20 protein-coding genes and 1 CRISPR repeat array (1 of these 21 only partly in view) are annotated in these 25903 nt (G+C 66.6%); of the genes, 8 read left to right on the forward strand and 12 right to left on the reverse strand.

All coding sequences use genetic code 11. The features are described from left to right. Window positions 1-1080: direct repeats of the CRISPR family, unit length 28 nt; unit sequence TTTCTGAGCTGCCTATACGGCAGTGAAG (it extends 930 nt beyond the left edge of the window). Window positions 1081-1210: 130 nt separating this feature from the next. The 10 genes from cas6f to araD form a co-directional block, all read right to left on the reverse strand. Beyond that, complete coding sequence (cas6f, locus tag R1Z03_RS02955; RefSeq protein WP_317356737.1) at window positions 1211-1777, reverse strand: type I-F CRISPR-associated endoribonuclease Cas6/Csy4; 567 nt, start codon at window positions 1775-1777, stop codon at window positions 1211-1213. A 14-nt stretch (window positions 1778-1791) separates the two neighbouring features. Further along, window positions 1792-2817 (reverse strand): type I-F CRISPR-associated protein Csy3, encoded by a 1026-nt coding sequence (gene csy3 / locus R1Z03_RS02960; protein WP_317356740.1) that lies wholly within the window; start codon window positions 2815-2817, stop codon window positions 1792-1794. Window positions 2818-2876: 59 nt separating this feature from the next. Continuing rightward, window positions 2877-3956, reverse strand: coding sequence for a type I-F CRISPR-associated protein Csy2 (gene csy2 / locus R1Z03_RS02965; protein WP_317356742.1), 1080 nt, complete (start codon window positions 3954-3956; stop codon window positions 2877-2879). After that, entirely contained in the window at window positions 3953-5368 is a 1416-nt protein-coding gene (gene csy1, locus R1Z03_RS02970; protein ID WP_317356745.1) for a type I-F CRISPR-associated protein Csy1, read from the reverse strand. The genes csy2 and csy1 overlap by 4 nt, the downstream gene beginning before the upstream one ends. 48 nt (window positions 5369-5416) lie before the next feature. After that, window positions 5417-7735, reverse strand: coding sequence for a type I-F CRISPR-associated helicase Cas3f (cas3f, locus tag R1Z03_RS02975; RefSeq protein ID WP_317356748.1), 2319 nt, complete (start codon window positions 7733-7735; stop codon window positions 5417-5419). Further along, on the reverse strand, window positions 7693-8907 hold the full coding sequence (locus R1Z03_RS02980) for a CRISPR-associated endonuclease Cas3'' (protein ID WP_317356750.1): 1215 nt from the start codon (window positions 8905-8907) through the stop codon (window positions 7693-7695). The genes cas3f and R1Z03_RS02980 overlap by 43 nt, the downstream gene beginning before the upstream one ends. 35 nt (window positions 8908-8942) lie before the next feature. Continuing rightward, the gene (gene cas1f, locus R1Z03_RS02985) at window positions 8943-9929 is read right to left on the reverse strand and encodes a type I-F CRISPR-associated endonuclease Cas1f (protein WP_317356751.1); all 987 of its coding nucleotides are present in this window, start codon (window positions 9927-9929) and stop codon (window positions 8943-8945) included. 151 nt (window positions 9930-10080) lie between these two features. After that, the gene (locus R1Z03_RS02990) at window positions 10081-11046 is read right to left on the reverse strand and encodes a Bug family tripartite tricarboxylate transporter substrate binding protein (RefSeq protein WP_372588230.1); all 966 of its coding nucleotides are present in this window, start codon (window positions 11044-11046) and stop codon (window positions 10081-10083) included. A 98-nt stretch (window positions 11047-11144) separates the two neighbouring features. After that, a complete protein-coding gene (locus R1Z03_RS02995; protein ID WP_284397471.1) occupies window positions 11145-11855 on the reverse strand; it encodes a ribonuclease activity regulator RraA in 711 nt (236 codons plus the stop codon). 17 nt (window positions 11856-11872) lie between these two features. Beyond that, window positions 11873-13618 (reverse strand): L-arabinonate dehydratase, encoded by a 1746-nt coding sequence (gene araD, locus R1Z03_RS03000; protein ID WP_317356757.1) that lies wholly within the window; start codon window positions 13616-13618, stop codon window positions 11873-11875. Between the two features lie 81 nt (window positions 13619-13699). Between araD and R1Z03_RS03005 the strand changes: the two genes are divergently transcribed. Continuing rightward, window positions 13700-14392, forward strand: a complete 693-nt coding sequence (locus R1Z03_RS03005) for a GntR family transcriptional regulator (protein WP_317356759.1) — start codon at window positions 13700-13702, stop codon at window positions 14390-14392. Window positions 14393-14518: 126 nt separating this feature from the next. Here the strand turns inward: R1Z03_RS03005 and R1Z03_RS03010 are convergent, their stop codons facing one another. Next, entirely contained in the window at window positions 14519-15760 is a 1242-nt protein-coding gene (locus R1Z03_RS03010) for a DUF5666 domain-containing protein (protein WP_317356761.1), read from the reverse strand. Between the two features lie 486 nt (window positions 15761-16246). On the opposite strand from R1Z03_RS03010, the gene R1Z03_RS03015 reads away from it, so the two are divergent. Further along, complete coding sequence (locus tag R1Z03_RS03015; protein WP_317356763.1) at window positions 16247-16552, forward strand: flagellar basal body protein; 306 nt, start codon at window positions 16247-16249, stop codon at window positions 16550-16552. 199 nt (window positions 16553-16751) lie between these two features. On the opposite strand, the gene R1Z03_RS03020 is transcribed toward R1Z03_RS03015, so the two are convergent. Continuing rightward, window positions 16752-17003, reverse strand: coding sequence for a DUF2061 domain-containing protein (locus R1Z03_RS03020; RefSeq protein ID WP_272566451.1), 252 nt, complete (start codon window positions 17001-17003; stop codon window positions 16752-16754). A 174-nt stretch (window positions 17004-17177) separates the two neighbouring features. Here R1Z03_RS03020 and R1Z03_RS03025 point away from each other — a divergent pair, with 174 nt between their 5' ends. From R1Z03_RS03025 to R1Z03_RS03050, 6 genes are all read left to right on the forward strand, one after another. Next, window positions 17178-18239: an SPFH domain-containing protein gene (locus R1Z03_RS03025; protein ID WP_317360223.1), complete on the forward strand. Its 1062-nt coding sequence runs from the start codon at window positions 17178-17180 to the stop codon at window positions 18237-18239. A 71-nt stretch (window positions 18240-18310) separates the two neighbouring features. Then, window positions 18311-19807 carry a DUF4178 domain-containing protein gene (locus R1Z03_RS03030; RefSeq protein WP_317356766.1) on the forward strand — a complete coding sequence of 499 codons (1497 nt, stop codon included), beginning with the start codon at window positions 18311-18313 and terminating at the stop codon, window positions 19805-19807. Between the two features lie 64 nt (window positions 19808-19871). Further along, on the forward strand, window positions 19872-20096 hold the full coding sequence (locus tag R1Z03_RS03035) for a DUF350 domain-containing protein (RefSeq protein ID WP_272566455.1): 225 nt from the start codon (window positions 19872-19874) through the stop codon (window positions 20094-20096). 151 nt (window positions 20097-20247) lie between these two features. Beyond that, on the forward strand, window positions 20248-22419 hold the full coding sequence (locus R1Z03_RS03040; RefSeq protein WP_317356769.1) for a TonB-dependent siderophore receptor: 2172 nt from the start codon (window positions 20248-20250) through the stop codon (window positions 22417-22419). A 97-nt stretch (window positions 22420-22516) separates the two neighbouring features. Beyond that, entirely contained in the window at window positions 22517-24181 is a 1665-nt protein-coding gene (locus tag R1Z03_RS03045) for a polyamine aminopropyltransferase (RefSeq protein ID WP_317356771.1), read from the forward strand. Window positions 24182-24211: 30 nt separating this feature from the next. After that, window positions 24212-25882: an FAD-dependent oxidoreductase gene (locus tag R1Z03_RS03050; RefSeq protein ID WP_317356773.1), complete on the forward strand. Its 1671-nt coding sequence runs from the start codon at window positions 24212-24214 to the stop codon at window positions 25880-25882. Window positions 25883-25903 lie beyond the last annotated feature (21 nt).

A 25903-nucleotide genomic window follows, 5' to 3' on the forward strand; every position in this document is an offset into this window, starting at 1 on the left:
AGGATGAGCGCGAGTACACGCCGCCTGAGTTTTTCTGAGCTGCCTATACGGCAGTGAAGGAATTGCAAACCGGGGCGTCATGAAAACCAATTTTCTGAGCTGCCTATACGGCAGTGAAGCACGCGAGCGACTGCACGCCGGGTTCGACCTTTTTCTGAGCTGCCTATACGGCAGTGAAGCCAAGGGGCCGCCGAGTGCGGCCCTTTTCTTTTTTCTGAGCTGCCTATACGGCAGTGAAGGTCAACAAGCTCACAAAGGCCGTGCAGTACATTTTCTGAGCTGCCTATACGGCAGTGAAGCCAGTGATGCGCCGCGCGATCTCGCCCGCCTTTTTCTGAGCTGCCTATACGGCAGTGAAGGGCTACACGCCGCCACCAGGAACGCTGCAGATTTTCTGAGCTGCCTATACGGCAGTGAAGCAGTCAGCGCGTGCGGGCCTGGGCGCGGACGTTTTCTGAGCTGCCTATACGGCAGTGAAGGAACTGGTGGCACTGGCCGTGATTGATGCGTTTTTCTGAGCTGCCTATACGGCAGTGAAGCGTGAGCAGTTCGAGGCATGGGCGGCCTCGCATTTCTGAGCTGCCTATACGGCAGTGAAGCTCGGCGCCAACGTGTACGCCAACGCACAGGATTTCTGAGCTGCCTATACGGCAGTGAAGAGCAGCTGCTTTTCTTGCACGGTGTCTGTGATTTTCTGAGCTGCCTATACGGCAGTGAAGATGATGCGGCTCCATCCGTCCACGCCAACGACTTTTCTGAGCTGCCTATACGGCAGTGAAGAGCGTGTTGCCCATGATCGTTCCTACGGACATTTTCTGAGCTGCCTATACGGCAGTGAAGGAGCAGCCGCCGTCGCGGATGGTTGGCCGGTATTTCTGAGCTGCCTATACGGCAGTGAAGAAAGTACCGGACGGTGCCGACTTGTCCCAGGTTTTCTGAGCTGCCTATACGGCAGTGAAGGGGCCCTCATCGAACGTACGCTTGCGCGGACATTTCTGAGCTGCCTATACGGCAGTGAAGGCCATCGCCGGCCCCGCCGTGGTTCCGGCCTCTTTCTGAGCTGCCTATACGGCAGTGAAGTAGAGAAAAATCTCCCTAGCCTGTTGATTCATCAGTGAAAAACAGCTGCTGCCTCCATTCATCCCTTTTTGCTACCAGTACGCCCAAGTGCTTGATTCATAAAGGTTTTGGCAATGGCTCCAAAAAAGGGTCAAAACCAGGGAACCGTCGTCAGGGGGCTCAACCCATAAGCGCTGAAATGGCCGAGGCTCGGCACGGCTTGCACCGGACCGTGCTCGAGAAACAGGCGAAACGCCTGTCCTGTGCTGGAACTCTGCAGGTTCAGATAAGGCAAATCCAGCCGCCGCGCCGCGCTGTCCGGGATACGCCTTTGGGCTTCGGCTTCGTCATAGCCGTGTCGGCGCATCTGTCGGCGGCGCAAGCGCTCAGGGCTGCTGTGCACCTGCACGCGGCGCACCACCCGGTGTGCCGTGCTCCCAGGCACCGGGGCGACGCTGCCTGCCAGTACATGGTCGCGCATGCCTTGCAGCCAGGGCAATGCTTGCAAGCGTTCCAACGCGGGCTCTGTGCCATGGAGCCGCAGCGTAGCGCCCAGGTCGGTTCCTCGCGGGTTCAGCCCCGGAAAACTCACGCCGATCTCACCCGTTTCCAATTGCACTAACGCACGGTGCAGTTTGGAAAACAGTGCGTTGCGCAACGGGGTTGGGCTGAACTCCGGATCCGGCAGCAAAGAAAGGTCCATGTAATGCGTGGTCATGGTTGGCGCTCAACTCAGCTCGCATCGCCAAACACGCCGCCACGGATCAACACGGCCATCACAAAGTGCTGTTGTTCGGTGGGGGGCACCTTGTCTTTCAGCAGCCATTCATCCAGCAGCGTGTAGAAATCCAGCTTCTGCTTCGGCTGCCGATACGCCTTTCCCTGGGTGGTGACAGAGCCGTAGGGTTCCACGGCAATCGGGCCCAGTTCGCCGGCGCCGTCGTACCAGGTGTCAATGGTACGAATGGCGTTGCCGATCTTCTGCGAGTGAATTGCAGCCACACCGTTGACGTGGTACAGCGTTTTGCTTTTGCCCGCGCTGCCCTTGTCCAGAATGAGTTCTTGCGACGGAAACACTTCTTGCCCCGCGCCTTGGCGCACAAAGGCCGTCACCTGCAGCAGCACATGGGTGCTGCCTGCCAGCCCGCCCGCGATGAGCTGGCCCAGCCCTTGCACCCCAGGTACTTCGGAACTGACAGCACCTACCGCGCGCGTGTTCAGCGCCAGGGCATCAAAAGACCAGGACTCAGCGGCCTTGCCGTCTTGCAATCGTTCCACGATGACCTGAACGCGCTCGGCGCCAACGCGGTTGCGCCACAGAAAGCGGCCATTGGCCAGGTTGGCGGCGTAGCGCTGCGCGAGTTCGGCAAAGCCATGCTGCTGCACATAGCCCTGCACGGTCGTCAGCAGCTTGGCCTGATAGGCCGCGCCATTGCAGGCCGACGGGGTGCCTGCGCCACCCAGCACGCGCAGCGTGAACTGCACCTTGAGCGTGTCGGCCTGTGGGGGCAACGCGGCCACGTCCACAGTTTGCAGGTTGGGCTTTTCGATGGCGGCGTCCAGCTTGGCGGGGTCTTGGTCTTTGGCCTTGAGCCGATTGCTGATGGTGCCGCGCACCGACTTGGGCTGGATGGTGACGGGCTGCCAGGCATGCGATTGGGCTTGGTCGTCCCAGCGGCCAGCATGGAACACGGCATCAGACGGGTCGAGCTTGCGCTCGAAGGCCAGGACGGAAGCGGTGGTGAGTTTCTCGGTCATGGTGTCAATCCTTGAAAAATGGAGGGTGAATCAGGCAAGCGGGATAAGGCACTGTCTGCTCAGGTGTAGTCATAGGCCTCTTCGTCATCCCAGTCACTGGCGGCGCCGGTTGCGGCGTTGGCGCCATCCTGTCCAGGGAGCGGCCGATAGCCGTTGCGGCAGCGGTACAGACCCAGGGTTTCGTCGGTCTCGGCCTGCCATAGCAATTGCTGCAGGCTCTGAAGCCGATGCGGGCTGACCCATTCGCCCAGCGAGTACACCGACTCAACGAAGCGCACGGGCACCGTGGCATCTCGGGCATTGCGCACACTGCCTGCGGGATGGAGGGCCGTGAGCGCTGCATAGCCAACGGGGATGGGCACGATCCACCCGCTGCCTTTGGGCCGAAACGGATCCCCCCAGGCCACTTGACCGTCGATTGCAGGCATTCCGTCCGCGCTCGGCAACGCCTGATGGTTGAAACGGGACGCGTGCAGCCAGGCATCCAGCAAAGTGGCTTGTGCATGCGTCGCACGCAGTTGCTGCAAGCGCCCCATCAGCAGGTCGTCGCGCCCCACCAAGGCAAAGCCGGGTAGCCACTGCCGACGCCATGCGCGAAAGAGGCTGGCAGCTTCCACCGGGTCATCGGGCACGATGTCCATCCATGGCCGCACGCGTTTTCCTGGCACGGCGCGCGAGGGCAGCACACTGCCGCCCGCCACGCGCATGCCCGCGAGGGTTTCACCAGCGATGCGAGCCCACTCCGCCCATTGCGCCTGATTGCCCTGCACCAGCACCGATGCCGTGTCAGGCGTGTTTTTTTCGGACACGGCGACCACCAGAGTGATCTGCAGATGCATGCGTCCCTCCTCCACGATGGCGGCGGTGCTTCCATCCTTGTCCACGGGATTGCGCGTCAGGTTGAAGCTGCGCACATAGCCGTGCGTCACCTGTTCCTGGTGGTGGTGGCAGACCACGCCCACCGCATGCAGGCGCAATGCCACACCGGCCAGGGCCAGCTTGCGCTCCAGTGCCCACATCAGCCCGGTAAAGGCCGTGATGGACGGAAAGCCGTGCGTGAGCGGGCTGGCGATGGCGTTGGCGTTCTGGATCCGCAGATGGGGGAGAACGAGAAGGGCCTGGGGTTGGGGTTGGCTCATGCGTCCTCCCCCGATGCCTTGGCCAGTTCAGCATGCGTTTGTCGGATGGGCACATAGTGCGGCGCGTCCCACTTGTCACGCATTTCGCGCAATCGCTGCCGGAAGCCGTCCTCATCGGTCAATAGCACTTTTTTCCACTCGCGCGCTTCGGCATCGCCCAGCGGCAGCTTGCCACGCAGCTGATCGTTCAGCCAGTTGGCAAAGCGCTTACCGATGGCTGCAGGCCAGTCCATGTAAAGCCAATCGAACGCAAATACCGGCTCTTCCGGTAGCTCAGCACGCAGCGGGTCCAGCCAAAGCTGCTCTTGGTAGTTCAGCTTGGCAAAGCGTTTTTCCGGGTCATGCACGGTCCACCCCGGTGGCAGCAGTTGCTGCATCTCAGCGGCCAGCGAAACCAGTTCGTCCAGCAGCGTATCCAGCAGGGCTTCGCGCCGCTGGCGCGTCGCTTGGTTGGGCTCGGGGTCGGATTCGAGAAAATGCCGCAGTGCACGTACCGTCTGGCGTACCTCTGGGCGGACGATGAACAGGCGGTCGAACACCGATTCCGCATGCACGGGGAATCGCCCTTCACTGGATTTCCATTGGGGTGGCAGCGACGACAGGAGATAGTTCATGCCCCGTCGCTCGCTGTTGAGCTGGCTGATGTTCTGCGGCTTGGTCCCACCCATGTTCTGCACCGCCAGCCCGGGATAGACGTGATACGTGCCTTCGTGCGCTTTGCGCTCGCGCCGGGCCTGGCGGGCGGCTTTGTTGGCTTCGCCGAAGCGGTCTTCCTGCACCTGGGTATGCACGGCCTGGGCCAGCGACGTGGCGTAAAGCGGCGCGAGCAGGACATAGTCGCTGTCCCTGCCGGCATCTGCGCCCACAAGCCAATAGAGCTGCTTGGCCAGCGGGTGGCTGCTGGCGCCTCCGGACCGCGGCTGGATGAGCGACACAAACGCGTCGCGCAACGCGTGGGCCTGCACAGGGTCCGCGTCCAGCGCCGCGAGGGCGTCGGGATCCTGGTCCAGCAGGGCGTTCAACAAAGTGCGCCCATTCACCTCCAGCTTGAGCAACTTGTACACATCCAGCGCTGCCGCGTTGCCCACCACATCGCCGACAAACCGATCGCCGAGGGCATGGCTGCCCAGATCATCCAGCGGAGGAAGATGCCTAGGCTCCACATACAGATTGGTGCCACGCGCGTCCGGGTGGATGGGTTTGAGGGAGTGGGTGACGGCCTGGATTTGATGCACTCGCTTTGCAGCTTCTTTCAGCCACCTGCTCGGGTGGTGCTGAGTGATCAGTTCCTGACGCTTCGCATCCTCCCCTTCCTCGGTTTTATCTAGCTTGGCCCCCAGACGTTCTTTTAAAAACGCTTGTATGGCCTCCCGGAAACTGCGGTATGCGATGGGAATTTCAGCTTTCGGCATGACTTCGGCCTCCGCAGTTAGACGTTATGTATCGGCACTTCAATGACATCAAGACACCTCCTTCTTGTTGAATCCCAAAAGCTCATGAAACCGCCATCCCTGCTGCTGGGATGGCAAGCTGGCACCGGCATAGCGTTCAGCACACTGTTGCAAGGTCAACCCCTGGGCCTGCGCCAATTGGGTCAGTTCATGCATCAGGTTCACGCTCGACCAGGGTGAAACAGTGCGGGCGGCCAATGCGGCCTCCGGCACCCGATCCAGCAAGCTGTCCTCTATGCGCACGTAGAGCCTGTCGCCTCGACCAGGCCCGTCATCGACGCGATGCAATTGCAAGGTGGATTCGTCTTCATCCGGCAGCAGGACCACGTCGTCGCGCGGTTGTGGGTCGTAGCGAAAGCGCTGGTATTGCGGCAGCAGGCCGGTGAGCCACAGGTTGCCTGGATGGGCCCAATGCAGGCTGGCTGCGCGGATGGGGGCGGTGGTGTCTTGACCGTCTGCATGGCGCGGCAGCATGCTGTCATGCATGCGGGCATGTTCCAAGTCCACCAGGTAACGGCGGGGCTGAAGCTTGCCGGCGGCCACCGCAATGCGCGGCTGCGCATCCACCGCCCACGGCGCGTTGCCTTGTGCCGCGTGCGCCATCACATCGCGCAAGCGGTGGGACTTCAAGTGGAACCAGCGCGCTGCGTCGGTCGTACCGGCGGACTGCGAACCCATCTCGAACCCAGGCTTGCAAAATGCCGCTTCGCCGATGTGCTCGTAAGACCGCAGGTTGCGGTCGAGTACCACCATGTTGGCATCTGCCACGCTACCCGGCCGATGACGGCGCACGCGGCCCGCCAGTTGGATCAGCGACCGCATAGACGAGGGCTCGACCACCGCCCAGTCGTAATCGTGGTCCCGCCCCACTTCAGTGACGGGACTACCCAGCACGATGAACAAGTGGTGGTGCTCGGGGTGGGCGTCGATGAGCGCACGCAATGCGGGGCGCTGGAGCACAGGGTCTTGCCCGCCACGGGCGCCGCGGCGATCGAGCAGGGTATCGAGCTGCTGCTCGATGACCGATCGGGCCAGCAGAGGGAATTGCGAGTGGTACACGCACAGATGCACGCGCACCCCGGGAGCCGGTGCACCCAACCGATGGATCGCCAAAGCCACGTCGTACAGCGGGGCAATGTTGGCCATGCGGATCAGTCCCAGGCTCACACGCTTGCCGCTGACGGAATCGATCATGTGATTGCAGGCCTGCTGGTGCAACTGCCAGGCATGGTGCAGCATCAGGCGTGCAAAATCCGTGCGCCGTTCGGCCTGGTCCATGTCACGCCACTCATCAGGCAAATCGGCGATCTGCGCGAGACGGCGCACTTCCGCCTGGGCCAGCCGAATCAACCGTTTTTGCACGTATTGGGTATGTGCCACACGAAAAGCGGCACCATCGGCGCAGTCCTGCGTGGTCTGGTGGAACTCATCGATCCACAGGCAGCAAGGATCAACCGGCGCATTGGGCCTTTCGCTGCGATGCTGCTGGTACACCGCGCGCCCGGCACGGTAAGCGAGGAACAGTCCTTCCACCAGTGCCGGCGGCAACGTGGCGGACGACAGCAGCACGCGAGAACCCAGTAACCCTGCCCAATGCACCAGGCGCGTCAAGGCAGGCAAATCGGCCATGTCGAAATCGTCTGGCTCGTCCAGTACCAAGTCGCCAGTCATGAGCCGCAGCATGGGTGCAATCTGGCGACCGCCACGCAGGCTTTCGGTGGCGGGGGTGAGATGGTCCACCGTGCAGACCAGCAACGGTGCGGCGATCAGCGCGCGGGCTTGGGCATCGTCGGTCAGGCGCTGCAGCAGGGGGTGCTGGTCGTGTCCCTCGTAGAGCACGGTACACGCTTCATCCAGCAACCGCTGGCGTGATGCAGAGCCCGTGGTCTCGGCCTGCCGCTCCCAATGGTCAAACAAAGCCCGGCTGGCTGCGCCGCCTACCTGGATGGCAAGTTGCTCCTCACCCAGCCCCAGATCGCGCTGGAAACTGCGCCCGGTTTGCAGCGTGAGCGTGCGCAACCCGATGGCGAACGCGCAACGCAGGCCCGTGGCAGGGTCGGCGAGCGCATTCATGATCCGGGCGTTGCCCAACGTCTTGCCGCATCCTGTGGAAGCCATGCTGACGATGAAAGCGCCTTGTACAGCGGCACGGGTGCGCACGCTCGCAGCCAAGTCGGCAGCTTTGTCTTGCCAGGCGAAGCGGATGTCGGTGTTGCGCCTTTTCAGTGGCTTGTGGTTTTGCAGTGCGGGCAGGCTTCGCCCGAGGCTGGGCAAAGAGCGCGCAATCAGTGTGGCATGCCCTTGAACGCCAAGCAGGTGTTCGTCCAACGTTTGATTGAAAAACGGCTTCCCGCGCTTCCCAAAAGCCCCTTGTCGCTATCTTTTTTGATTGCGTCTGTACAGGTATTGGCGTACAGCGGGTAGCCCGCGTTCCGATAGGGCAGACGCCGTGGCTCGTCGCTGATGCTGGAATAGTGGTGGTCTGCCAACATGAGGCACAGGCGCGCCACATGCATGGTGTAGGGGTCATGCAATACGCCTGCGTCGCCCGGGGCTTGGGGCCGTGCCAGCAGTTTGCGGGCATAGCGCGCAGCCTGTTTGCGCCAGGCCAGTGTTGCCACAGGCAAGCCATGCGGAAAATGCCAGTGGACCTGTACGGTGGCGGTGGAGGCTTGCTCGCGGGGCTCGTTCCAATCAGCGCTGACGCGGGCCAGGGCCCCATCCAACTCTTTGCTGTTGACGAATGGGGGGCGGGCGCCAAAGCGGTGCCATCGGGCGCGAGGCAGGCTGATGTCCTCCTCATGGCTGCCTTCGGGCCGATGCACCGGAAGACAAGGCAAGCGATGGTGGGTGAATACCAGCCAAGCCACCGCTTGTGCGAGCGGTGGCATTTGGGCAAAAGGCAGATGCTGCGTGGCCTGCGGTTCATCAAGACCGTCGCGTAGCAATCGCCCTCCTGCGTGGTCCAGCCATAGCGCTTCGAACGCTCTGGTGTCCGTGGCGGCGTCGGCACAACAGGCCAGACGCTGCAGCCATGCAGCATCGTCATCGCGGCCCACAAAAGCCTGAAACAGGCGCACCGAGACCCATTCATGGCGGTAGTGGTTGCGCTCGCGCACACCGGGATTTCTCAGCCGGTCTTGAAAAGCTTGCGTGGCTTTTCCCAAATCGTGAAGCAGGGCAGCGAGCGCCGCCAGCGAAGTCATCAGAGGCAAGTGGTGCCAACTGCTTTCATCCTCCACGCGCAGGATGTTGCTGGCCGTGGTGTGGGTGGGGGTCGCGCCTTGCGCATTGAACTGCCGGCCATCGCCCACCACCCACAACAGCTCACTGTGGTCTTTGCCGCGGATCCAATGGCACGCGACAGCGGTATTTTTGCGAGCCGTTTTACGCAGAAGCCGGCGAACGCTGTCCAATCCATCCGCCGTGATGGGGGTTTGCCAGGTGCGGTCCCCACGCCGTTCCGCGAACTGATCAAGGATGCGGCGGGTTTCCGTCAAAGCCCGTTTGCTGCATTGGGATACGAAAAGGACGTTCACAGCGCCGACTTCTGTGCGTGCCTCGCCGTCTCCAATGCGATTGCCTTGAGCGTATCGATCATGAAGTCCAGTGATTCGCTGCGGGTGAGGGCGTCGATGCAGTGGTGGCGAAACTGCTGTTCATCGTCTCCCCGCATCGCCGAGAGGAAGGCCTGCGGCAGGATCGAGGCATCCTTCACCAGGTCAGCCGCATCAAAGACCAGCCCACCCCGCCGTGTCTTGCCGTGCAGCACTGCCAGGCCGTGCGGGAGACCCAACACCCACGTGGCGGTCGCGCCGAGCCCGTAGGCCAGATAGTTGCCGTGGTCCAGGAAGCGGTTGGCGGCATCGCTGCCGGTACCGCGTTTGGCGCGTGTGAAATCGCCATAGCCCGTTGCATCCACCGCCAGTTTGAAAAGCGCCTTGGTCAAACGCGCCTCATCGGTGAGCAAGGTGGTGATGTCTGGCGCATTGGCGATGTGCGCCATAAAGGGATCCAGCAAGTTTTGCAAGCGTTGCGCATCCACCGCGAATCCGGCCTCGCGCACAGCACGCGTGGTCCATTGCGTCCGCAGCCTTTGCAGCCGCTGGATCTGGAGGGCTTTGGCTGCCATCAGCCGCAGTTCTTCGTCGAACCAGAAACGCACCCACGCTTGCAGATACTCCGTCGGGCGATACTCGGACTGCGGTGCGAACCATGCCACGTCCACGTCCAGTTCATTGGCACTGAACAGCGGGGTGCCCCCGCCGCCCGCAAACCCCACCAACACGCCGGCTTTGGCCAGTTCACGCATGGCCGCCTGGGTAATCGAGGTGCCTGTTCCCAGCAGAATGCTGGTGGTATTGGCGATGGGAATATTCCAGTACAGGCTTTTCTTGCCTGCATCCGTCACATATTCAACCCTGCCACCATTGACCAAGACCCGGCAGTGCTCAAGGTAGTAGAGATTGGCCCGCTTGGAGTGGAGTATGGATTTGAGATCAGATGCGGCGATGTCTTCCATGGTCGCGTCGCAGTGTCCCGATTTTTCTTGCGCATCGCTTACATCCACGGCCTCCGATATTTCACAAGCAATGCATCGCCGGCAGACACTTTGACTTCCTTAGAGAGTGCAGGCCTCAAGCCAGGAGCAGGCCTGCGCACTTCCCCGTCGCTCAATCCGCCGAAGCCCCCGACTTCTTCACCAGTTCCGCCCAGCGCGGAATCTCCTTGGCCATGTGCGCCGCCAGCGCTTCTGGGGTGCTGCCCACGATGTCCATGCCCAGCTGCGTGTGCAGCTTGTCCACCACGTCGGGCTGCTTGAGGGCCTTGACGATCTCGGCGTTCAGCCGCTGGACCACGGCCTTGGGCGTGCCCTTGGGGGCGTACACGGCCTGCCAGGACGACATCTCGAAGCCGGCCACGCCCGATTCGATCATGGTGGGCAGCTCGGGCGCGAGGGCGATGCGCTGGCCGGTGGTCACGGCCAGCAGCTTCACGCGGCCGGCCTTGGCCAGGGGCAGGGCGGCGGTCATCTGGTCGAACATGAACGACACCTGGCCGGCGGCCACGTCGGTGAGGGCGGGCGGCGTGCCCTTGTACGGCACGTGAGTGAGCTTCACGCCGATCAGGTCGCCGAACATCTCGCCCGCCAGGTGGGTGGAGGTGCCCGCGCCCGACGACGCGAACATGCGTTTGGACGGGTCTTTCTTGAGCAGCTCGATCAGTTCCTTGACCGAGTTCACGCCCAGCGCGGGGTTGACGATGAGCACGTTGGGCAGCGTGGCCACCAGGGCCACGGGCTCGAAGTCCTTGACCGGGTTGTACGACAGGTTCTTGTACAGGCTGGCGTTGATGGCGTGCGTGCTGATGGTGCCACCGAAGAGGGTGTAGCCGTCCGGCGGGGCCTTGGCCGCGTACGAGGCGCCGATGCCGCCGGCCTGGCCGGGCTTGTTGTCCACCACCACCGATTGCTTGAGCGCCTCGCCCAGCTTGTTGGCGAGCACGCGGCCGATGATGTCGGTGGAGCCGCCGGGCGTGAACGGCACGACGTAGGTGATGGGCTTGGCGGTAGGCCATTCCTGGGCGCCCGCAAGGAATGGGGCCAGGGCCAGGGCGGCCAGCAGGGTGGTGTGTCGCATGAATCGCATGGGGTTTGTCTCCGGGTGTCGTTGTGGTGCTGCGATGTGGGGAAGGGGGAACAGCGGAAAAAAGCGGTTCGGGCGGTGTGTGCCGGGTGTCAGCGGCCTTTCTCGGCGCGCCAGGCGGCGAAGTCGCCGTGGGTGGCGGGGTCGGTGGGCGGGTACAGGCCGATGATCGAGCGGCCTTCCAGCACCTTTTCGGTCACGAAGTCTTCGAAGGCGGTCATCTCGGTGGCTTCGGCGGCGATCTCATCGGCCAGGTGCGCGGGGATGACGATGACGCCCTCGCCATCGCCCACCAGCACGTCGCCGGGGAACACGGCCACGTCGCCGCAGGCGATGGGCCCGTTGATGTCGATGGCCTGGTGCAGCGTGAGGTTGGTGGGCGCCGAGGGGCGCTGGTGGTAGGCCGGCATGTCGAGCGCGGCGATCTCGGGCGTGTCGCGAAACCCGCCGTCGGTGACCAGCCCGGCCACGCCGCGCTTCATGAGGCGCGAGGCGAGGATGGAGCCGGCCGATGCGGCGCGCGCGTCCTTGCGGCTGTCGATGACCAGCACGGCGCCGGGCGGGCAGTCTTCCACGGCCTTGCGCTGCGGGTGGTCGGGGTTCTTGAACACGTCGATGGTGTTCAGGTCTTCGCGCGCCGGGATGTAGCGCAGCGTGAAGGCCTCGCCCACCATGTTGGCGCGGCCGGTGCGCAGGGGGTGGACGTTCTGCAGGAACTGGTTGCGCAGCCCCTTCTTGAAGAGGGCGGTGCACAGCGTGGCGGTGCTGACGTGGGCGAGGCGGTCGCGGGTGGCGGGGTTCAAGGGCATGTCTCCGGGGGTCAGAAGATGTCGGGCTCGGGCACGGGGGCGCCGAAGCCGGTTTCTAGGAAATCGAAGTCGCAGCCCTGGTCGGCCTGCAGGATGTGGCGGCTGAACATCCAGCCGTAGCCGCGCTGGTAGCGTGCGGGCGGCGGCGTCCAGGCGGCGCGGCGGCGGGCGAGTTCTTCGTCGCTCACCTCCATGTGGATGCGGCGCGCGGGCACGTCCACGGTGATGAGGTCGCCGGTTTTCACGAGCGCCAGCGGGCCGCCGATGTAGGCCTCGGGCGCGGCGTGCAGGATGCAGGCGCCGTAGCTGGTGCCGCTCATGCGCGCATCGGACAGGCGCAGCATGTCGCGCACGCCCTGCTTCACCAGCTTCGCGGGGATGGGCAGCATGCCCCATTCGGGCATGCCGGGGCCGCCCTGCGGGCCGGCGTTGCGCAGCACCAGGATGTGGTCGGCCGTCACGTCGAGGTCGGGGTCTTCCACCGCGGCCTTCATGCTGGGGTAGTCGTCGAACACCAGCGCCGGGCCGGTGTGCTGCTGCAGGTGCGGCGCGCACGCGCTGGGCTTGATGACGGCGCCGTCGGGCGCCAGGTTGCCGCGCAGCACGGCGAGCGCGCCCTCGGCATAGATGGGGTTGTCCAACGGGCGGATCACGTCGTCGTTGAACACGGCGGCGCCTTCGATGTTCTCGCCCAGCGTGCGGCCGGTGACGGTGCGCGCACCCAGGTGCAGGTGCTGCGGCATGCGCGACATGAGGCCGGGCAGGCCGCCGGCGTAGTAGAAGTCCTCCATCAGGTAGGTGTCGCCGCTGGGCCGCACGTTGGCGATCACGGGCACGTGGCGGCTGGCGGCGTCGAAGTCATCCAGCGTGACGGCGCAGTGCGCGCCCGCGCGGCGCGACATGGCCACGAGGTGGACGATGGCGTTGGTGGAGCAGCCCACGGCCATGGCGACGTTGATGCCGTTCAGGAACGATTCGCGGCTCAGCAGCTTCGCCGGGGTTTCGTCCTGCCAGACCATCTCGACGATGCGGCGGCCGCTCTCGGCGCTCATGCGCACATGGTTGGCGTCCGGCGCGGGGATGGACGAGGCGCCCGGCAGCGTCATGCCGATGGCCTCGGCGATCGCCGTCATGGTGCTGGCCGTGCCCATGGTCATGCAGGTGCCGTGGCTGCGGGCGATGCCGCCTTCCACCCCGAGCCACTGTGTCTGCGTGATCTGGCCGGCGCGGCGCTCGTCCCAGAGCTTCCACGCGTCCGAGCCCGAGCCCAGCACCTGCCCGTTGTAGTTGCCGCGCAGCATGGGGCCGGCGGGCACGAAGACGCAGGGCAGGCCCATGCTGATGGCGCCCATCAGCAGGCCGGGGCCGGTCTTGTCGCAGCCGCCCATCAGCACCGCGCCATCGACCGGGTGGCTGCGCAGCAGCTCTTCGGTCTCCATGGCCAGCATGTTGCGGTAGAGCATGGTGGTGGGTTTGACGAAGGCCTCGGCCAGCGAGATGGCAGGCAGTTCGATGGGAAAGCCGCCCGCCTGCAGCACGCCGCGCTTGACGTCTTCCACGCGCTGCTTGAAGTGGCCATGGCAGGGGTTGATGTCCGACCATGTGTTGACGATGGCGATGATGGGCTTGCCCACCCAGTCTTCGGGCGCGTAGCCCATTTGCATGATGCGGGAGCGGTGGCCGAAAGAGCGCAGGTCGTCGGGGGCGAACCAGCGTGCGCTGCGCAGGGACTCGGGGGGGCGGCGGGTCGTCGTCATAGGCTCCATCACAGGTTTTGGCGCATTAAAGCACTAATATATTAGTACGTCAAAATCGTGCGGTGCGACAATCCGCCGCCTATGAACGTGAGAGACAAAGTCCGCCTCGACCGGTCGCGCCACGCGGCGCCGCAGATCTTCGAAAAGCTGCGCGCGGCCATCGTGTCGCTGGACCTCACCCCCGGCACCGTGCTGGCCCGCGCCGAGCTGGCCGAACGCTTCGGCATCAGCCAGACGCCCGTGCGCGATGCGCTGATGCGGCTGGGCGAAGAGGGGCTGGTGGACATCTTTCCGCAGCACGCCACGGTGGTGAGCCGCATCGACGTGGCCGCCGCGCGGCAGGCGCACTACCTGCGCCGGTCCATCGAGCTGGAAGTGGTGCGCACGCTGGCGCTGCAGGGCGGCGAGGCCGTCGCCCGGCGCCTGCAGGCCCAGATCGGCGTGATGCAGGCCGCGGCCGAGCCCCTGGAGCCCGAAGCGTTCTCGCAGGCCGACCTGGCGTTCCACCGCCTGATGTACGAGGCCGCCGAGGTGCCGCGCCTGTGGGAGCTGGTGCGCAGCCACTCGGGCCACGTGGACCGTCTGCGCCACCTGCACCTGCCCAGCGCGGGCAAGGCCGCGTCGGTGCTGGCCGACCACCGCCGCATCGCCGAGGCCATCGCGCAGGGGGACGCGCCCGGCGCCCAGGAGGCGCTGCGCACGCACCTGTCAGGCACGCTCAGCCAGGTGGACGAGATCTGCGCCCGCCATCCGGAGTACGTGAACGCCGACTGAAAGCGGAGCGCAGCGGACCCGGGCGGCTCGGGGCGAAAGGCGCCCGCGCCGGCCCATGGTCAGCCCCATCGGCCTCCAGCGCAATATCTACTAGGGCATACCGCTATTTAATTGATAGCAATCGAATCAGGCAACGAATCGGATGGTCTGCGCCACCAGGCCGAAGGTGCCGGCGGCCACCTGCGCCTGGATCTCCACGGAGCGGTTCTCGGCCAGGTCGGACGCGGTGCCGCCCTCGAAGCGGGCGCTGGCGTAGTGGACCGGCACGCCGCGCACCACGATCACCGAGGCCGCCGGGATCACGCGCTGGATCGATCCCTTCACGTCGAAGCTGCGGCTGGCCAGGCTGCCGGCCTCTTCCAGCGCGATCTCGCTCGCATTGAACTGCCCGCTCACGAACACGCCCTTCACGTCCACGCGCCGGCCCAGCGCCAGGTCCGCAGGCGGGTTGGCCACGCCGCTGGCGTTGACCGGCACGCCGTTCACGCTGAAGGCCGTGTTGCTCGTGAACGCGGTGACGTAGCCCTTGAGTTCGACCGCCACGTTGCTGCCGCTGGGCAGCGTCACGCTGCTGGCGGTGGTGCGCAGGGCCGAGGCCACCCAGCGGCCGGACGCGTCGGGCGCCGTCTGCAGCTCCACGCGGGCGTACTGCCCGTTGGCGATGCCGGGGGCCTGCGACGCGACGGCGCCGTAGGCGATCACCGCGCCGCCGATGCGGAAGGTCTGCGCCGTGCCGTCCAGCGCGGCGACCACGCCGCGCAGCTTGTAGCGGGTGGGCACGGGCTCGTCGCGCACCACCAGCGTGGCGCTGTACAGCCCGTCGGGGTTGCGCAGGCCGAACACCTGCACCACCTGGCCCACCGCCAGGCTGGCCGCGCCATTGGGCAGGTTGTCGCTGTAGAGCGTGGCATCGGCCCACTGCACGGTCTGGCCCAGCACGGCGAAGGTGCGGGCGGCGGCGTCGATGGCGGTGATGGGCCCCTCGATCTCGCTGCGCAGGCTGATGGTCGAGGCCACGGAGCGGCGCAGCCCGCTGGCGTCCACCGCGATGCCCGAGCCGTTCACCTCCACCACCATGCCCAGCCGCAGGGCGGCGGTGGTGACGGCCTGGCCGGCATCGTCCAGGATGCGCGCGGCGGTGTCGTCGTAGCGCAGGTTGTTGACGATGATGGAGCCGAAGCCGCTGATGGGGCCGCTGGAGAACGACGCATCGGCCGTGCTGCCGACGCCGGAGACATCGCCACCGCCGCCGCCCCCTCCACCGCAACCGAACAGCGCCAGTGTGGCGGAAGCCGCGCCACCGGCCAGCAGGCGGCGGCGCGCGGGGGAGGACGGGTGGACGTCGGGAAGCAACAAGGTGGACTGCATGGAAACCTCCGAAGGCGATGGGATGTTGAAACGGCGAGGCCGGGCGGCGCTGGCGGGTGCGCGGCCAGAACCGATGCCGCGCGCCACGCCAGCGCCTGGAGGCATCTTGGAATCACCGGTCGCGCCGATGATTTCAATATGTGCACAAACTTGTTCAGTTTTAGAAGTGATTCGGCCACCACGCCGCCCGGGCGTTGGCGGGGCGCCTGTCTCGATACCGCGCCCGGCGTGCGCTGCGGCGCGCAACCAAACGCCGAGCCGGCCGTGCAGCCACAGCCATTTCATTTCGAAACACTTGTGTACGCTTTAGCGTTTCGCGCCACGCCGGGCCCTGCGTGCCCTGGTGAAAAAACCAACGCCTCGGCCATGCCGAAGCAAGCGCAGGGGCCTGCGATCATTCCCAGTCGTTTTCACGGCCGGGCTGGTCATTCCTGCACCTGCGGCGGATAATCCAGGCACTTCCTCGCCCTCCACCGGAGCACTCCCATGGCCTCTGTTTCCTTGATCGCCGCCTCCGGCCTGCGCGCCGCCCAGGTGCGCATGGATGTCTCCGCCAACAACGTCGCCAACATGAACACCCCCGGCTTCAAGCGCCAGACGGTGGACCAGGAGGCCGTGGCCTCCCAAGGCGGCGTGGCCACCACCAATGTGGGCCGTGCGGCGCAGGAAGGCGCCTCGCTCGAGGCCGATGCGGTCGACCAGATCTCGGCCACCTATGCATTCAAGGCCAATCTGCAGGTGTTGCGCACCGAAGACCGCATGATGGGCTCGCTGCTCGACACCCGGGCCTGAACCGCCGGATACGCCTCTTACCCGTCCGCTGGGCCAGCCCGGGCCGACGGCAGCCTGGCGGCCCTCTTTCCCTTTCCCTCTTCTCTCAGACCATCACAGCGCGCCGGCCAGGCCGGCCAGCCGCTCGATCAGCCAATGCTGAAACGGTCCGGTCGACTGCCGGGGGCGTGGATTCGGTGCGGTATTCATGGCCGCTTCCTCAAGCAGCCAGGGGCGCATCGCCGGCCGCTGCCGCGCGGCGGCGGGCCGCCCGCTCCCAGGCCTTTTCGTGGAAGAAGAACGCCACCGCCTGCACCGTGGGCTCCAGAAGGCTCAGCGTGATCGAGGCGATCAGGTTGCCGGTGACCGCGTAGGCCACCAGGGCCGCCACACAGATGTGGATGAGGTAGTAGCTGCCCGTCTTCATGAGGGTGGGCAGGTTGCGGAGCGTGGCTTGGCGGATGCGGGACATGGCGGACTCCTGTGGGGCAATCTCGGATGGGAACGAACAACTGCACGAATGCTAGTGATTCGCATTGGCGAGCGCCAATTGATCGTGTCCAACGCCGCGATAGCCAAGCCCCGGGGCGCCGCTATGATGGCCGCACTTTCCAACCCCTCCGCACACCTCGAACGGGAGCACCGCATGGCCCTCATGGACTTCATCAAGAAACAGTTCATCGACATCATCCAGTGGACCGAGGACAGCGACGGCACGCTGGCCTGGCGCTTCCCGATGCGGGACATGGAAATCCAGAACGGCGGCACGCTCGTGGTGCGCGAGTCGCAGATGGCGGTCTTCGTGAACGAAGGCCAGGTGGCCGACGTGTTCGGCCCCGGCACCTACAAGCTCACCACGCAGACGCTGCCGGTGCTCACCTACCTGAAGAACTGGGACAAGCTCTTCGAGTCCCCGTTCAAGAGCGACGTGTACTTCTTCAGCACGCGCCAGCAGGTGGACCAGAAGTGGGGCACGCCGCAGCCCATCACCATTCGCGACAAGGATTTCGGCGCCGTGCGCCTGCGCGCCTTCGGCAACTACGCCTTCCGCGTGGCCGACCCCAAGCTGTTCCACACCGAGATCTCGGGCACGCGCTCCGAGTACACCGTCTCCGAGATCGACGGCCAGCTGCGCGGCCTGGTGCTGCAGAACATCAGCAACGCCATCGCGGGCAGCGGCCTGCCGTTCCTCGACCTGGCGGCCAACCAGGTGATGTTCGCCGAGGCCCTGGCCAAGGAGCTGCAGCCCGCGTTCGCCAAGATCGGCCTGCTGCTGGAGGGCATGACGGTGCAAAACGTCTCGCTGCCTGAAGAGCTGCAGAAGATCCTGGACCAGAAGATCGGCATGGGCATGGTCGGCAACGACATGGGCAAGTTCATGCAGTACCAGACGGCGCAGGCGATCCCGAAATTCGCCGAAGGCTCGGGCAACGGCGGGGGCGGCATTGCCGGCGACGCCATGGGCCTGGGCGCCGGCGTGGCGCTGGGCCAGGTGCTGGCGCAGAACCTGCAGCAGGGCCTGCAGGGCCAGAACCCCGCCGCGGCCCAGCAGGCCGCAGCTGCCGTGGCCGCCGCGCCTGCGGCGGGCGTCAAGCCCGAGGACGTGATGGCCACGCTGGAGAAGCTGGGCGAGCTCAAGGCCAAGGGCATCCTCACGCAGGAGGAGTTCGACGCCAAGAAGGCCGAACTGCTCAAGAAGCTGGTCTAGTCTTCGCTATCGATTGAATAGCATCCTGCCCAATCGATACTAGGGCAGGAGGCCAAAAACACTCAAAAAACATGGCCGAGAGCGGCACCCAGCGTACCTACCGCGCGCCCTGCCCCGGCTGTGGCGCGCCGGTCGAATTCAAGAGCGCGCAGTCCACCCACGCCGTCTGCCCCTACTGCCAGAGCACGGTGGTGCGCAGCGGCGAGGTGCTCACGCGCGTGGGCAAGATGGCCGAGGTCTTCGACGACCACAGCCCCCTGCAGCTCATGGCCAGCGGCCGCATCGTGCTGGACGGGCAGGACCTGCCCTTCACGCTGATCGGGCGCCTGCAATACAAGGGCGACGCCGGCACCTGGACCGAGTGGAACGCTTTCCTGGAGGACGGCAGCACCGCCACGCTGGGCGAGGACAACGGCGCCTACGTGTTCACGCGGCCGGCCGCGGCGGGGCGTGAGCTGCCCGCGGCCGAGCAGTTCCGCGTCGGCATGACCACGGCGGTGGCCGGCAAGCCCTACAGCGTGGCCGCCAACGTGCAGGCGCAGCTCATCTCCGCCCAGGGCGAGCTGCCCAAGCTGCCGCCGCTGGGCCACCCGTTCAGCATGGTGGAGCTGCGCAGCGCGGACGGCGAGGTGCTGTCGATCGACTACGGCAGCACACCCCCGAAGGTGGACCGCGGCCGGGCCGTGCAGCTCGACGATTTGAAACTGCAGGGCCTGAAAGACGCGTCCGCCAAGGACGAGACAGGCCGCCAGTTCAACTGCCCGAACTGCGGCGCGCCGGTGCCCGTGACGCTGGGCAGCACCAAGAGCCTGACGTGCCCGTCGTGCCACAGCCTCATCGACCTGTCCGGCGGCATCGGTGGCGAACTGCGCCACGCCGTGCAGGACGAGCCGGTGAACCCGCTCATCCCGCTGGGCCAGACCGGGCAGCTGGAGGGCGTGCACTGGCAGGTGGTGGGCTTTCAGCACCGCATGGGGGTGGAGCCGGGCGACGACGAGCACTTCGGCTGGGATGAATACCTGCTCTACCACCAAAAGCGCGGCTTCGCCTTCCTGGTGGACGCGACCGACGGCTGGAGCCTGGTGCGGCCCACCACGGGCGCGCCGCAGCTGACCGGCGGCGGCCAGAGCGCCACCTACCTGGGCACCACCTACCGCCTGTCGAGCCAGTACGACGCCGAGACCACCTACGTGGCCGGCGAGTTCTACTGGCCCGTGGAGCGCGGCCAGAAAAGCGCCAACCGCGACTTCGCCAGCAGCACCGGCCGCGGCCTGCTGTCGATGGAGCAGACCCCGCGCGAGATCACCTGGTCCAGCGGCAGCAAGATCGACAGCGCGGTGGTGGCGCAGGCCTTCAAGCTCGGCGGCCAGCAGGACATGTTCAAGCGCGAGGACGCCGCGCCCCTGGCCAGCGCGACCAGCCTGGGCTGCGGGACCATCATCGTCATTGCGATCGTGCTCATCATCCTGCTGCTGCTCATGAGCAACTGCTCACGATCTTCGGGCGGCGGCTACCGCAGCTCGGGCGGCTCCTTCGGCGGGTATTCCAGCGGGGGCGGGCACAAATGACGGAACGGCGACGCCCCCGCGCTTCCTTGTTGCAACCCCTTTTCATCTGACGGAGGTCATCATCATGGCTCTTGAATGGCTGCGGCCCGCCGCGTTTTTCGGCTCCATCCTGTTCGCGCTCATCGGCGTGCTGGTGTTCTGGGTGAGCTTCATCATCATCGACAAGCTCACGCCCTACGACCTGTGGGCCGAGATCGTCGAAAAGCAGAACAAGGCCCTCGCCATGGTGGTGGCGGCCATGTGCCTGGGCATCAGCATCATCGTGGCGGCGGCGATGCACGGGGGGTGAGGCGCGGGGCAGGGGGCGGATGGCCGCCCGAATGCCCTTTTTTTGGCCAGATTCCAAATACGAATCGTTATCAGTAACGTTACAATTTTGCTCTTTCCGATACAAACGGCTGCCCCTGCCGGGCGGCCGTTTTCTTTTCCAGAGAGAGCGAATGACACATCCGGACCCTGCACCAGCGGCCGCCGCCCTGGCCTTCTTCCATTCCCGGGCCACGGCCACCGCGGCGGCGCTGCTCGCCGGCATGGCGGGCCTGCCGGCCACCGCCCTGTCCCAGCCGCAGGCCGAAGCCGCATCCCAGGCGGCCCTGCCCACCGTGCACGTCACGTCGGAGTACGACGCCGACGATGTGCGCCCCGAAGGCGTGACCACGGCCACCAAGACCTACATGGCGCCCAAGGACATCCCGCAGACCATCGACACGCTGGAGGTCAACAAGTACAAAAGCTACGGCATCAACGACCTGGCCGTCATGCTGGACGGCGTGCCCGGCGTGAACACCAAGTACGACATGCGGGGCGAAGGCGTGATGATCCGCGGCTTCAACGCCGACTCGGGCGACATCTACCGCGACGGCGTGCGTGAAAGCGGCCAGGTGCGCCGCAGCACCGCCAACGTGGAGCGCATCGAGATCCTCAAGGGCCCGGCGTCGGTGCTGTACGGCCGCAGCAGCGGCGGCGGCATCATCAACATGGTGAGCAAGCAGGCCCGCTTCGATGCCAAGAGCAGCATCAACCTGCGCGGCGGCTCGTGGGACAACGTCGGCGGCACGCTGGACATCAACCGCGTGCTGAACGAGAACGTGGCCGTGCGGCTGACGGCCGACCGCGAGCAGGCGAACAGTTTTCGCAGCGGCATCCGCAACCGCAATGAAATGGTCTCGCCCAGCATCCTCGTGGACACGCGCACCGGCCTGCGCTGGACCGGGCAGTACACGTACGACACGGTGTGGCGCGTGCCCGACCGTGGCCCGGCCTACGACCAGCTGCCCGCCGGCGTGTCGATCCGCACCGGTTTCGCCCACCCCGACGACATGGTGGAAGACCGGCTGCGCGTGCTGCGCTCGGACCTGAGCTACGACTTCAACCCGGCCTGGAGCGTGCGCTGGGTGGCGAGCAAGCGCGAGGCCAGCCAGGACTTCGACCACTACTTCGCCGGCACCTACTGCAACGCCCGGGGCCGCACCTCCACAGGCGCCAGCTGCGACTATGCCGGCCGCGTGCGGCCCAACTACGCCTGGCAGCAGACGCGCAACGAGACGCTTTCCAACACCGTGGACATCACCGGCAAATTCACGCTGGCCGGCCTGCAGCACGACCTGCTCGTGGGCATGGAAGCCAGCGAGGAAGAGCGCCAGCCGCGCCTGTCCAGCGGCGCGGCCAGCTTCACCTACGACCCGCTGCGCCCCATTCCCTGGGCTCCCAAGCCCGCCCAGGGCGCGCCCACCCAGTACAACCTGCACGAGGCGCAGAGCCGCGCGCTCTACCTGCAGGACCTCGTGAGCCTGGGCACGCAGTGGAAGCTGCTGGCCGGGCTGCGCTACGACCGGTTCGACTTCCACAGCACCAACCTGCTCACGTCCGCCGGGCGCGGCTACGACGGCGACTCGGTCAGCCCCCGGCTGGGCGTGGTCTGGCAGCCGGTGCGCGAGCACAGCATCTATGCCTCATGGAACAAGAGCTACTCGCCCTACGGCGGGCGCGGCATGATCACCGTGGACACCTCGGCCAGCGCCGTGTACGACGACGAGCCCCAGCATTCGCGCCAGTTCGAAATCGGCGCCAAGAGCGACTGGCTGGACGGAAAGCTGTCCACGCAGGTGTCGGTCTACCAGTTGGAGCACTACAACATCCGGTACCGCCCCGATGCGGTCAACGACCCGTTCACCTGGGCCGTGCGCGGCAAGGAGCGCTCGCGCGGCATCGAGTTCAGCGCGGCCGGCCGCGTGGCGCCCTCGTGGTACGTGCGCGGCGGCGTGGGCCTCATGAGCGCCAAGGTCACCGAGGACCGCAGCGCGCCCGCGAACGTCGGCAAGTACCTGCAGGACACGGCCCAGCGCAATGGCAACGTCTTCCTGCGCTATGCGCCGCAGGGCCCGTGGTACGGCGAGATCGGCGTGACGCACACCAGCGCCCGCTGGCTCAACGCGGCCAACACCTCGCGCCTGCCGGCCTACACCCGCTGGGATGCCATGGTGGGCTGGCGCGCCGCGCCTTGGACCGTGACCGTCGCGGTCACCAACCTGCTGGACAAGGAATACTGGCGCTCCGTCGACATGCCCGGTGCGCCGCGCGGCGTGCTGGTGAGCGCCACCTACCAGTTCTGACCCGGGAGCCCGGGCGATGCCGGGCGGGCGAAGAAGGCGCCCTCGCCCGGTGGGCCTGCGGCGGCCGCCGCCGGGGCCCATCCCGCAAAATAGCGGCTTGACCGCCGCTGCCCACCCCACCCCTTCCGCCGCGCCCGCGCCCCGCCCCATCGACATCGCGCTGCTCGCCAGCGTCTTCGTCGTCGCCGCCTGCGGCCTGCTCTACGAACTGGCGGCCGGCGCGCTCGCCTCGTACGTGCTGGGCGATTCGGTGCTGCAGTTCTCCACCATCATCGGCACCTACCTCTTCGCCATGGGCGTGGGATCGTGGCTGTCGCGCTACTTCGAACGGCAATTGCCCGCGCACTTCCTGCGCATCGAACTGCTGGTGGCCCTGGTGGGCGGCGCGCTTCCGGCCACGCTGTTCCTGGCCAACGCCTACGCGCCGGGCGCGTTCCGCGTGCTGCTGTACGGCATGGTGCTGCTGGTGGGCACGCTGGTGGGGCTGGAGATCCCGCTGGTGATGCGCATCCTCAAGCGCAACGCGGTGCTGAAGGACCTGGTTTCGCAGGTGCTCACGTTCGACTACCTCGGGGCGCTGGCGGTGTCGCTCGCGTTCCCGCTGCTGCTGGTGCCGCACCTGGGGCTGATCCGCACGGGGCTGCTGTTCGGCCTGATGAACGCGGCGGTGGCGCTGTGGGCGGTCTGGCTGTTCCGCCACGAGCTGCGGCGCCTGCGCGCGCACGTGCTGGCCTGCGTGGCCGTGTTCGGCGTGCTGCTGGCGGGGCTGGTGGGCGCGGAGCACATCACGCGCTTTGCCGAGGACAAGTTCTACCAGGACCGCATCGTGGTGAGCCGTGCCACGCCCTACCAGCGCATCGTGGTCACCGAGGGCAAGGCGGGGCACCGGCTGTACCTCAACGGCAACCTGCAGTTCGCCGAGCGCGACGAGTACCGCTACCACGAGGCCCTGGTGCACCCGGCGATGGCGGCGTTCGCCTCGGGCGGCGCCGGGCCGCGGCGCGTGGCGGTGCTGGGCGGCGGCGACGGCATGGCGGTGCGCGAGATCCTCAAGTACCCCTCGGTCGAGTCGGTCACGCTGGTCGAGCTGGACCCGGCGATGACGCGCCTGTTCACCGACGACCCCACGCTCGCGCGGCTGAACGGTGGGGCGCTGTCCAACCCCAAGGTGCATGTCGTGAACACCGACGCGTTCCAGTGGCTGCAGCAGGGGAGCGTGGGGGCGCAAGACTCCAGCGCCGCCGGGCCGCCCCAAGGCGCGGGGGCCCCCTCGGGGGGCAGCGAACCACGCGCAGCGGGGAGCGTGGGGGCGCAAGACTTTTTCGACGTGATCGTGGTGGATTTCCCCGACCCGACCAACTTCGCCATCGGCAAGCTCTACACCAACAGCTTCTACGCCCTGCTGGCGCAGCGCCTGTCCGCCAGCGGCTACGCCGTGGTGCAGACCACCTCGCCCCTGGTGGCACGCCAGAGCTTCTGGACGGTGGTGCAGACCATCGAGTCGCTGGGCCTGCGCACCGCCCCGTACCACGCCCACGTGCCCAGCTTCGGCGAATGGGGCTTCGTGATCGCCAGCCGCCGGCCCTGGCACCTGCCGCAGGCGCTGCCCGAGGGGCTGCGATTCCTGTCGGTGCCCACGCTGGCGCTGCTGTTCGACTTTCCGCGCGACATGGCGCGCGTGCCGGCCGAGGTCAACCGCCTGTCCAACCAGGTGCTGGTGCACACCTACGAGCAGGAGTGGGGTAAGGTGGCGGCCCACTGACCGCGCTGGCCGCCCGGCCGCACCGCCCACATGCAACGCCGCCAATTCCTCGCCGCCTCGGCCACCTCGGCCGCTGCCGCCGCCCTTGCCGGGTGCGGCGCCCCGCCCGAACTGGAGGGTGGCTTTGCCGGCATCGACATGGCGCGCGGCCACGCGCTGCGCGACCGGCTCCAGAAGGGCGGGCCGATCGAGCCCGACATCGTCCGGCGCACCCAGGTGGTGATCGCGGGCGGGGGCGTGGCCGGCCTGGCCGCCGCGCGCTCGCTGCGGCTGGCCGGCACCGACGACTTCGTGGTGCTGGAGCTGGAGGACACCGCCGGCGGCAACAGCCGCGCCGGCAGCGTGGCCGGCCTGGCCTGCCCGCTGGGCGCGCACTACCTGCCCGTGCCGGGCGACAGCGCGCGCGAGGTGCAGGACCTGCTGGAAGAACTGGGCCTGCGCCAGCGCGTGGCCGGGCGCTGGCGCTACGACGAGCGCCACCTGTGCCACAGCCCGCAGGAGCGCCTGTTCTTCCAGGGCCAGTGGCAGGACGGGCTGCTGCCCATGCAGGGCGTGGGCGCCGAAACGCTGGCGCAGTACCGGCGCTTTTCCACCCGCGTGGCCGAACTGGGCCGCGCGGCGCCCTTCACCATGCCGGTGCTCAAAGGATGGAAGCCCAATCAGCCCCTGGCGCAGATTCATCTAGGGCTTGACGCTATTACTTTCATAGCATGGCTGGAGCAGGAGGGCTTCGACGACACGCACCTGCGCTGGTACCTGGACTACTGCTGCCGCGATGACTACGGCGCCGGCGTGGCGCGCGTGTCGGCCTGGGCGGGCATCCACTACTTCGCCAGCCGCCACGGCTTCCATGCGCCCGGCGATGCGGCCACCGAAGACCGCGAGGGCGTGCTCACCTGGCCCGAGGGCAACGGCTGGCTCACCCAGCGCCTGGCCGCGCCGCTGCAGGCCGGCGGACAGCTGCGCACCGGCAGTTCGGTGCTGCGCATCGAGGAAACCCGCCAGGGCGTGGAGGTGGACGTGTTCCACCACGCCAGCGAGAGCGTGGAGCGCTGGCAGGCGCGCCGCTGCATCGTGGCGCTGCCGGTCTTCGTCGCGGCGCGCGTGGTGCGCAACCCGCCCGGCTTCCTGCAGCAGGCGGCGCAGCGCCTGTCGTGGGCGCCCTGGCTGGTGGCCAACATCCACATCGACGCCCCGCTGGCCGACCGCGAAGGCGCGGCCCCTGCCTGGGACAACGTGCTCTACGCCGACCCCACGCCCGGCGGACTGGGCTACGTGAACGCCGGGCACCAGCGGCTGGACCCGCGCCCGGCCGCCACCGTGCTCACCTACTACCAGGCGCTGGGCGACGTGGCCGATGGCCGCCGGCAGTTGGCGGAGCAACCCTGGGCGCACTGGCGCGACGCCATCCTCGCCGCGCTGGCCGCGCCGCACCCCGACCTGGCCCGGCACGCCCGGCGCATGGAGATCACGCGCTACGGCCATGCCATGTCGATCCCTTTGCCGGGCACCCAGGCGTTTCTCAGCAAAATCGCGCCGCAGCGACCGTCTGGCAAGCGCTATGCGCTATCGAATGGAGAGCGCGTGCCCGTGCCGCCCACGCCCGGCACCGCGCGGCTGGCTTTCGCGCATGCGGACTGGTCGGGCTATTCGGTGTTCGAAGAGGCGTTCACGCGCGGGCACGCGGCGGCACTGGCCTGAGCGCTTTTCTCTGGCCCCCCT

Source organism: Acidovorax sp. BLS4 (assembly GCF_032929295.1).
Lineage (GTDB): Bacteria > Pseudomonadota > Gammaproteobacteria > Burkholderiales > Burkholderiaceae_C > Paracidovorax.

Bases quoted from the DNA above. Each gene is read 5' to 3' on its own strand.
- cas6f (WP_317356737.1), bottom strand. From the start codon at position 1,777: ATGACCACGCATTACATGGACCTTTCTTTGCTGCCGGATCCGGAGTTC.
- csy3 (WP_317356740.1), bottom strand. From the start codon at position 2,817: ATGACCGAGAAACTCACCACCGCTTCCGTCCTGGCCTTCGAGCGCAAG.
- csy2 (WP_317356742.1), bottom strand. From the start codon at position 3,956: ATGAGCCAACCCCAACCCCAGGCCCTTCTCGTTCTCCCCCATCTGCGG.
- csy1 (WP_317356745.1), bottom strand. From the start codon at position 5,368: ATGCCGAAAGCTGAAATTCCCATCGCATACCGCAGTTTCCGGGAGGCC.
- cas1f (WP_317356751.1), bottom strand. From the start codon at position 9,929: ATGGAAGACATCGCCGCATCTGATCTCAAATCCATACTCCACTCCAAG.
- R1Z03_RS02990 (WP_372588230.1), bottom strand. From the start codon at position 11,046: ATGCGACACACCACCCTGCTGGCCGCCCTGGCCCTGGCCCCATTCCTT.
- araD (WP_317356757.1), bottom strand. From the start codon at position 13,618: ATGACGACGACCCGCCGCCCCCCCGAGTCCCTGCGCAGCGCACGCTGG.
- R1Z03_RS03005 (WP_317356759.1), top strand. From the start codon at position 13,700: ATGAACGTGAGAGACAAAGTCCGCCTCGACCGGTCGCGCCACGCGGCG.
- R1Z03_RS03010 (WP_317356761.1), bottom strand. From the start codon at position 15,760: ATGCAGTCCACCTTGTTGCTTCCCGACGTCCACCCGTCCTCCCCCGCG.
- R1Z03_RS03015 (WP_317356763.1), top strand. From the start codon at position 16,247: ATGGCCTCTGTTTCCTTGATCGCCGCCTCCGGCCTGCGCGCCGCCCAG.
- R1Z03_RS03020 (WP_272566451.1), bottom strand. From the start codon at position 17,003: ATGTCCCGCATCCGCCAAGCCACGCTCCGCAACCTGCCCACCCTCATG.
- R1Z03_RS03025 (WP_317360223.1), top strand. From the start codon at position 17,178: ATGGCCCTCATGGACTTCATCAAGAAACAGTTCATCGACATCATCCAG.
- R1Z03_RS03030 (WP_317356766.1), top strand. From the start codon at position 18,311: ATGGCCGAGAGCGGCACCCAGCGTACCTACCGCGCGCCCTGCCCCGGC.
- R1Z03_RS03035 (WP_272566455.1), top strand. From the start codon at position 19,872: ATGGCTCTTGAATGGCTGCGGCCCGCCGCGTTTTTCGGCTCCATCCTG.
- R1Z03_RS03040 (WP_317356769.1), top strand. From the start codon at position 20,248: ATGACACATCCGGACCCTGCACCAGCGGCCGCCGCCCTGGCCTTCTTC.
- R1Z03_RS03050 (WP_317356773.1), top strand. From the start codon at position 24,212: ATGCAACGCCGCCAATTCCTCGCCGCCTCGGCCACCTCGGCCGCTGCC.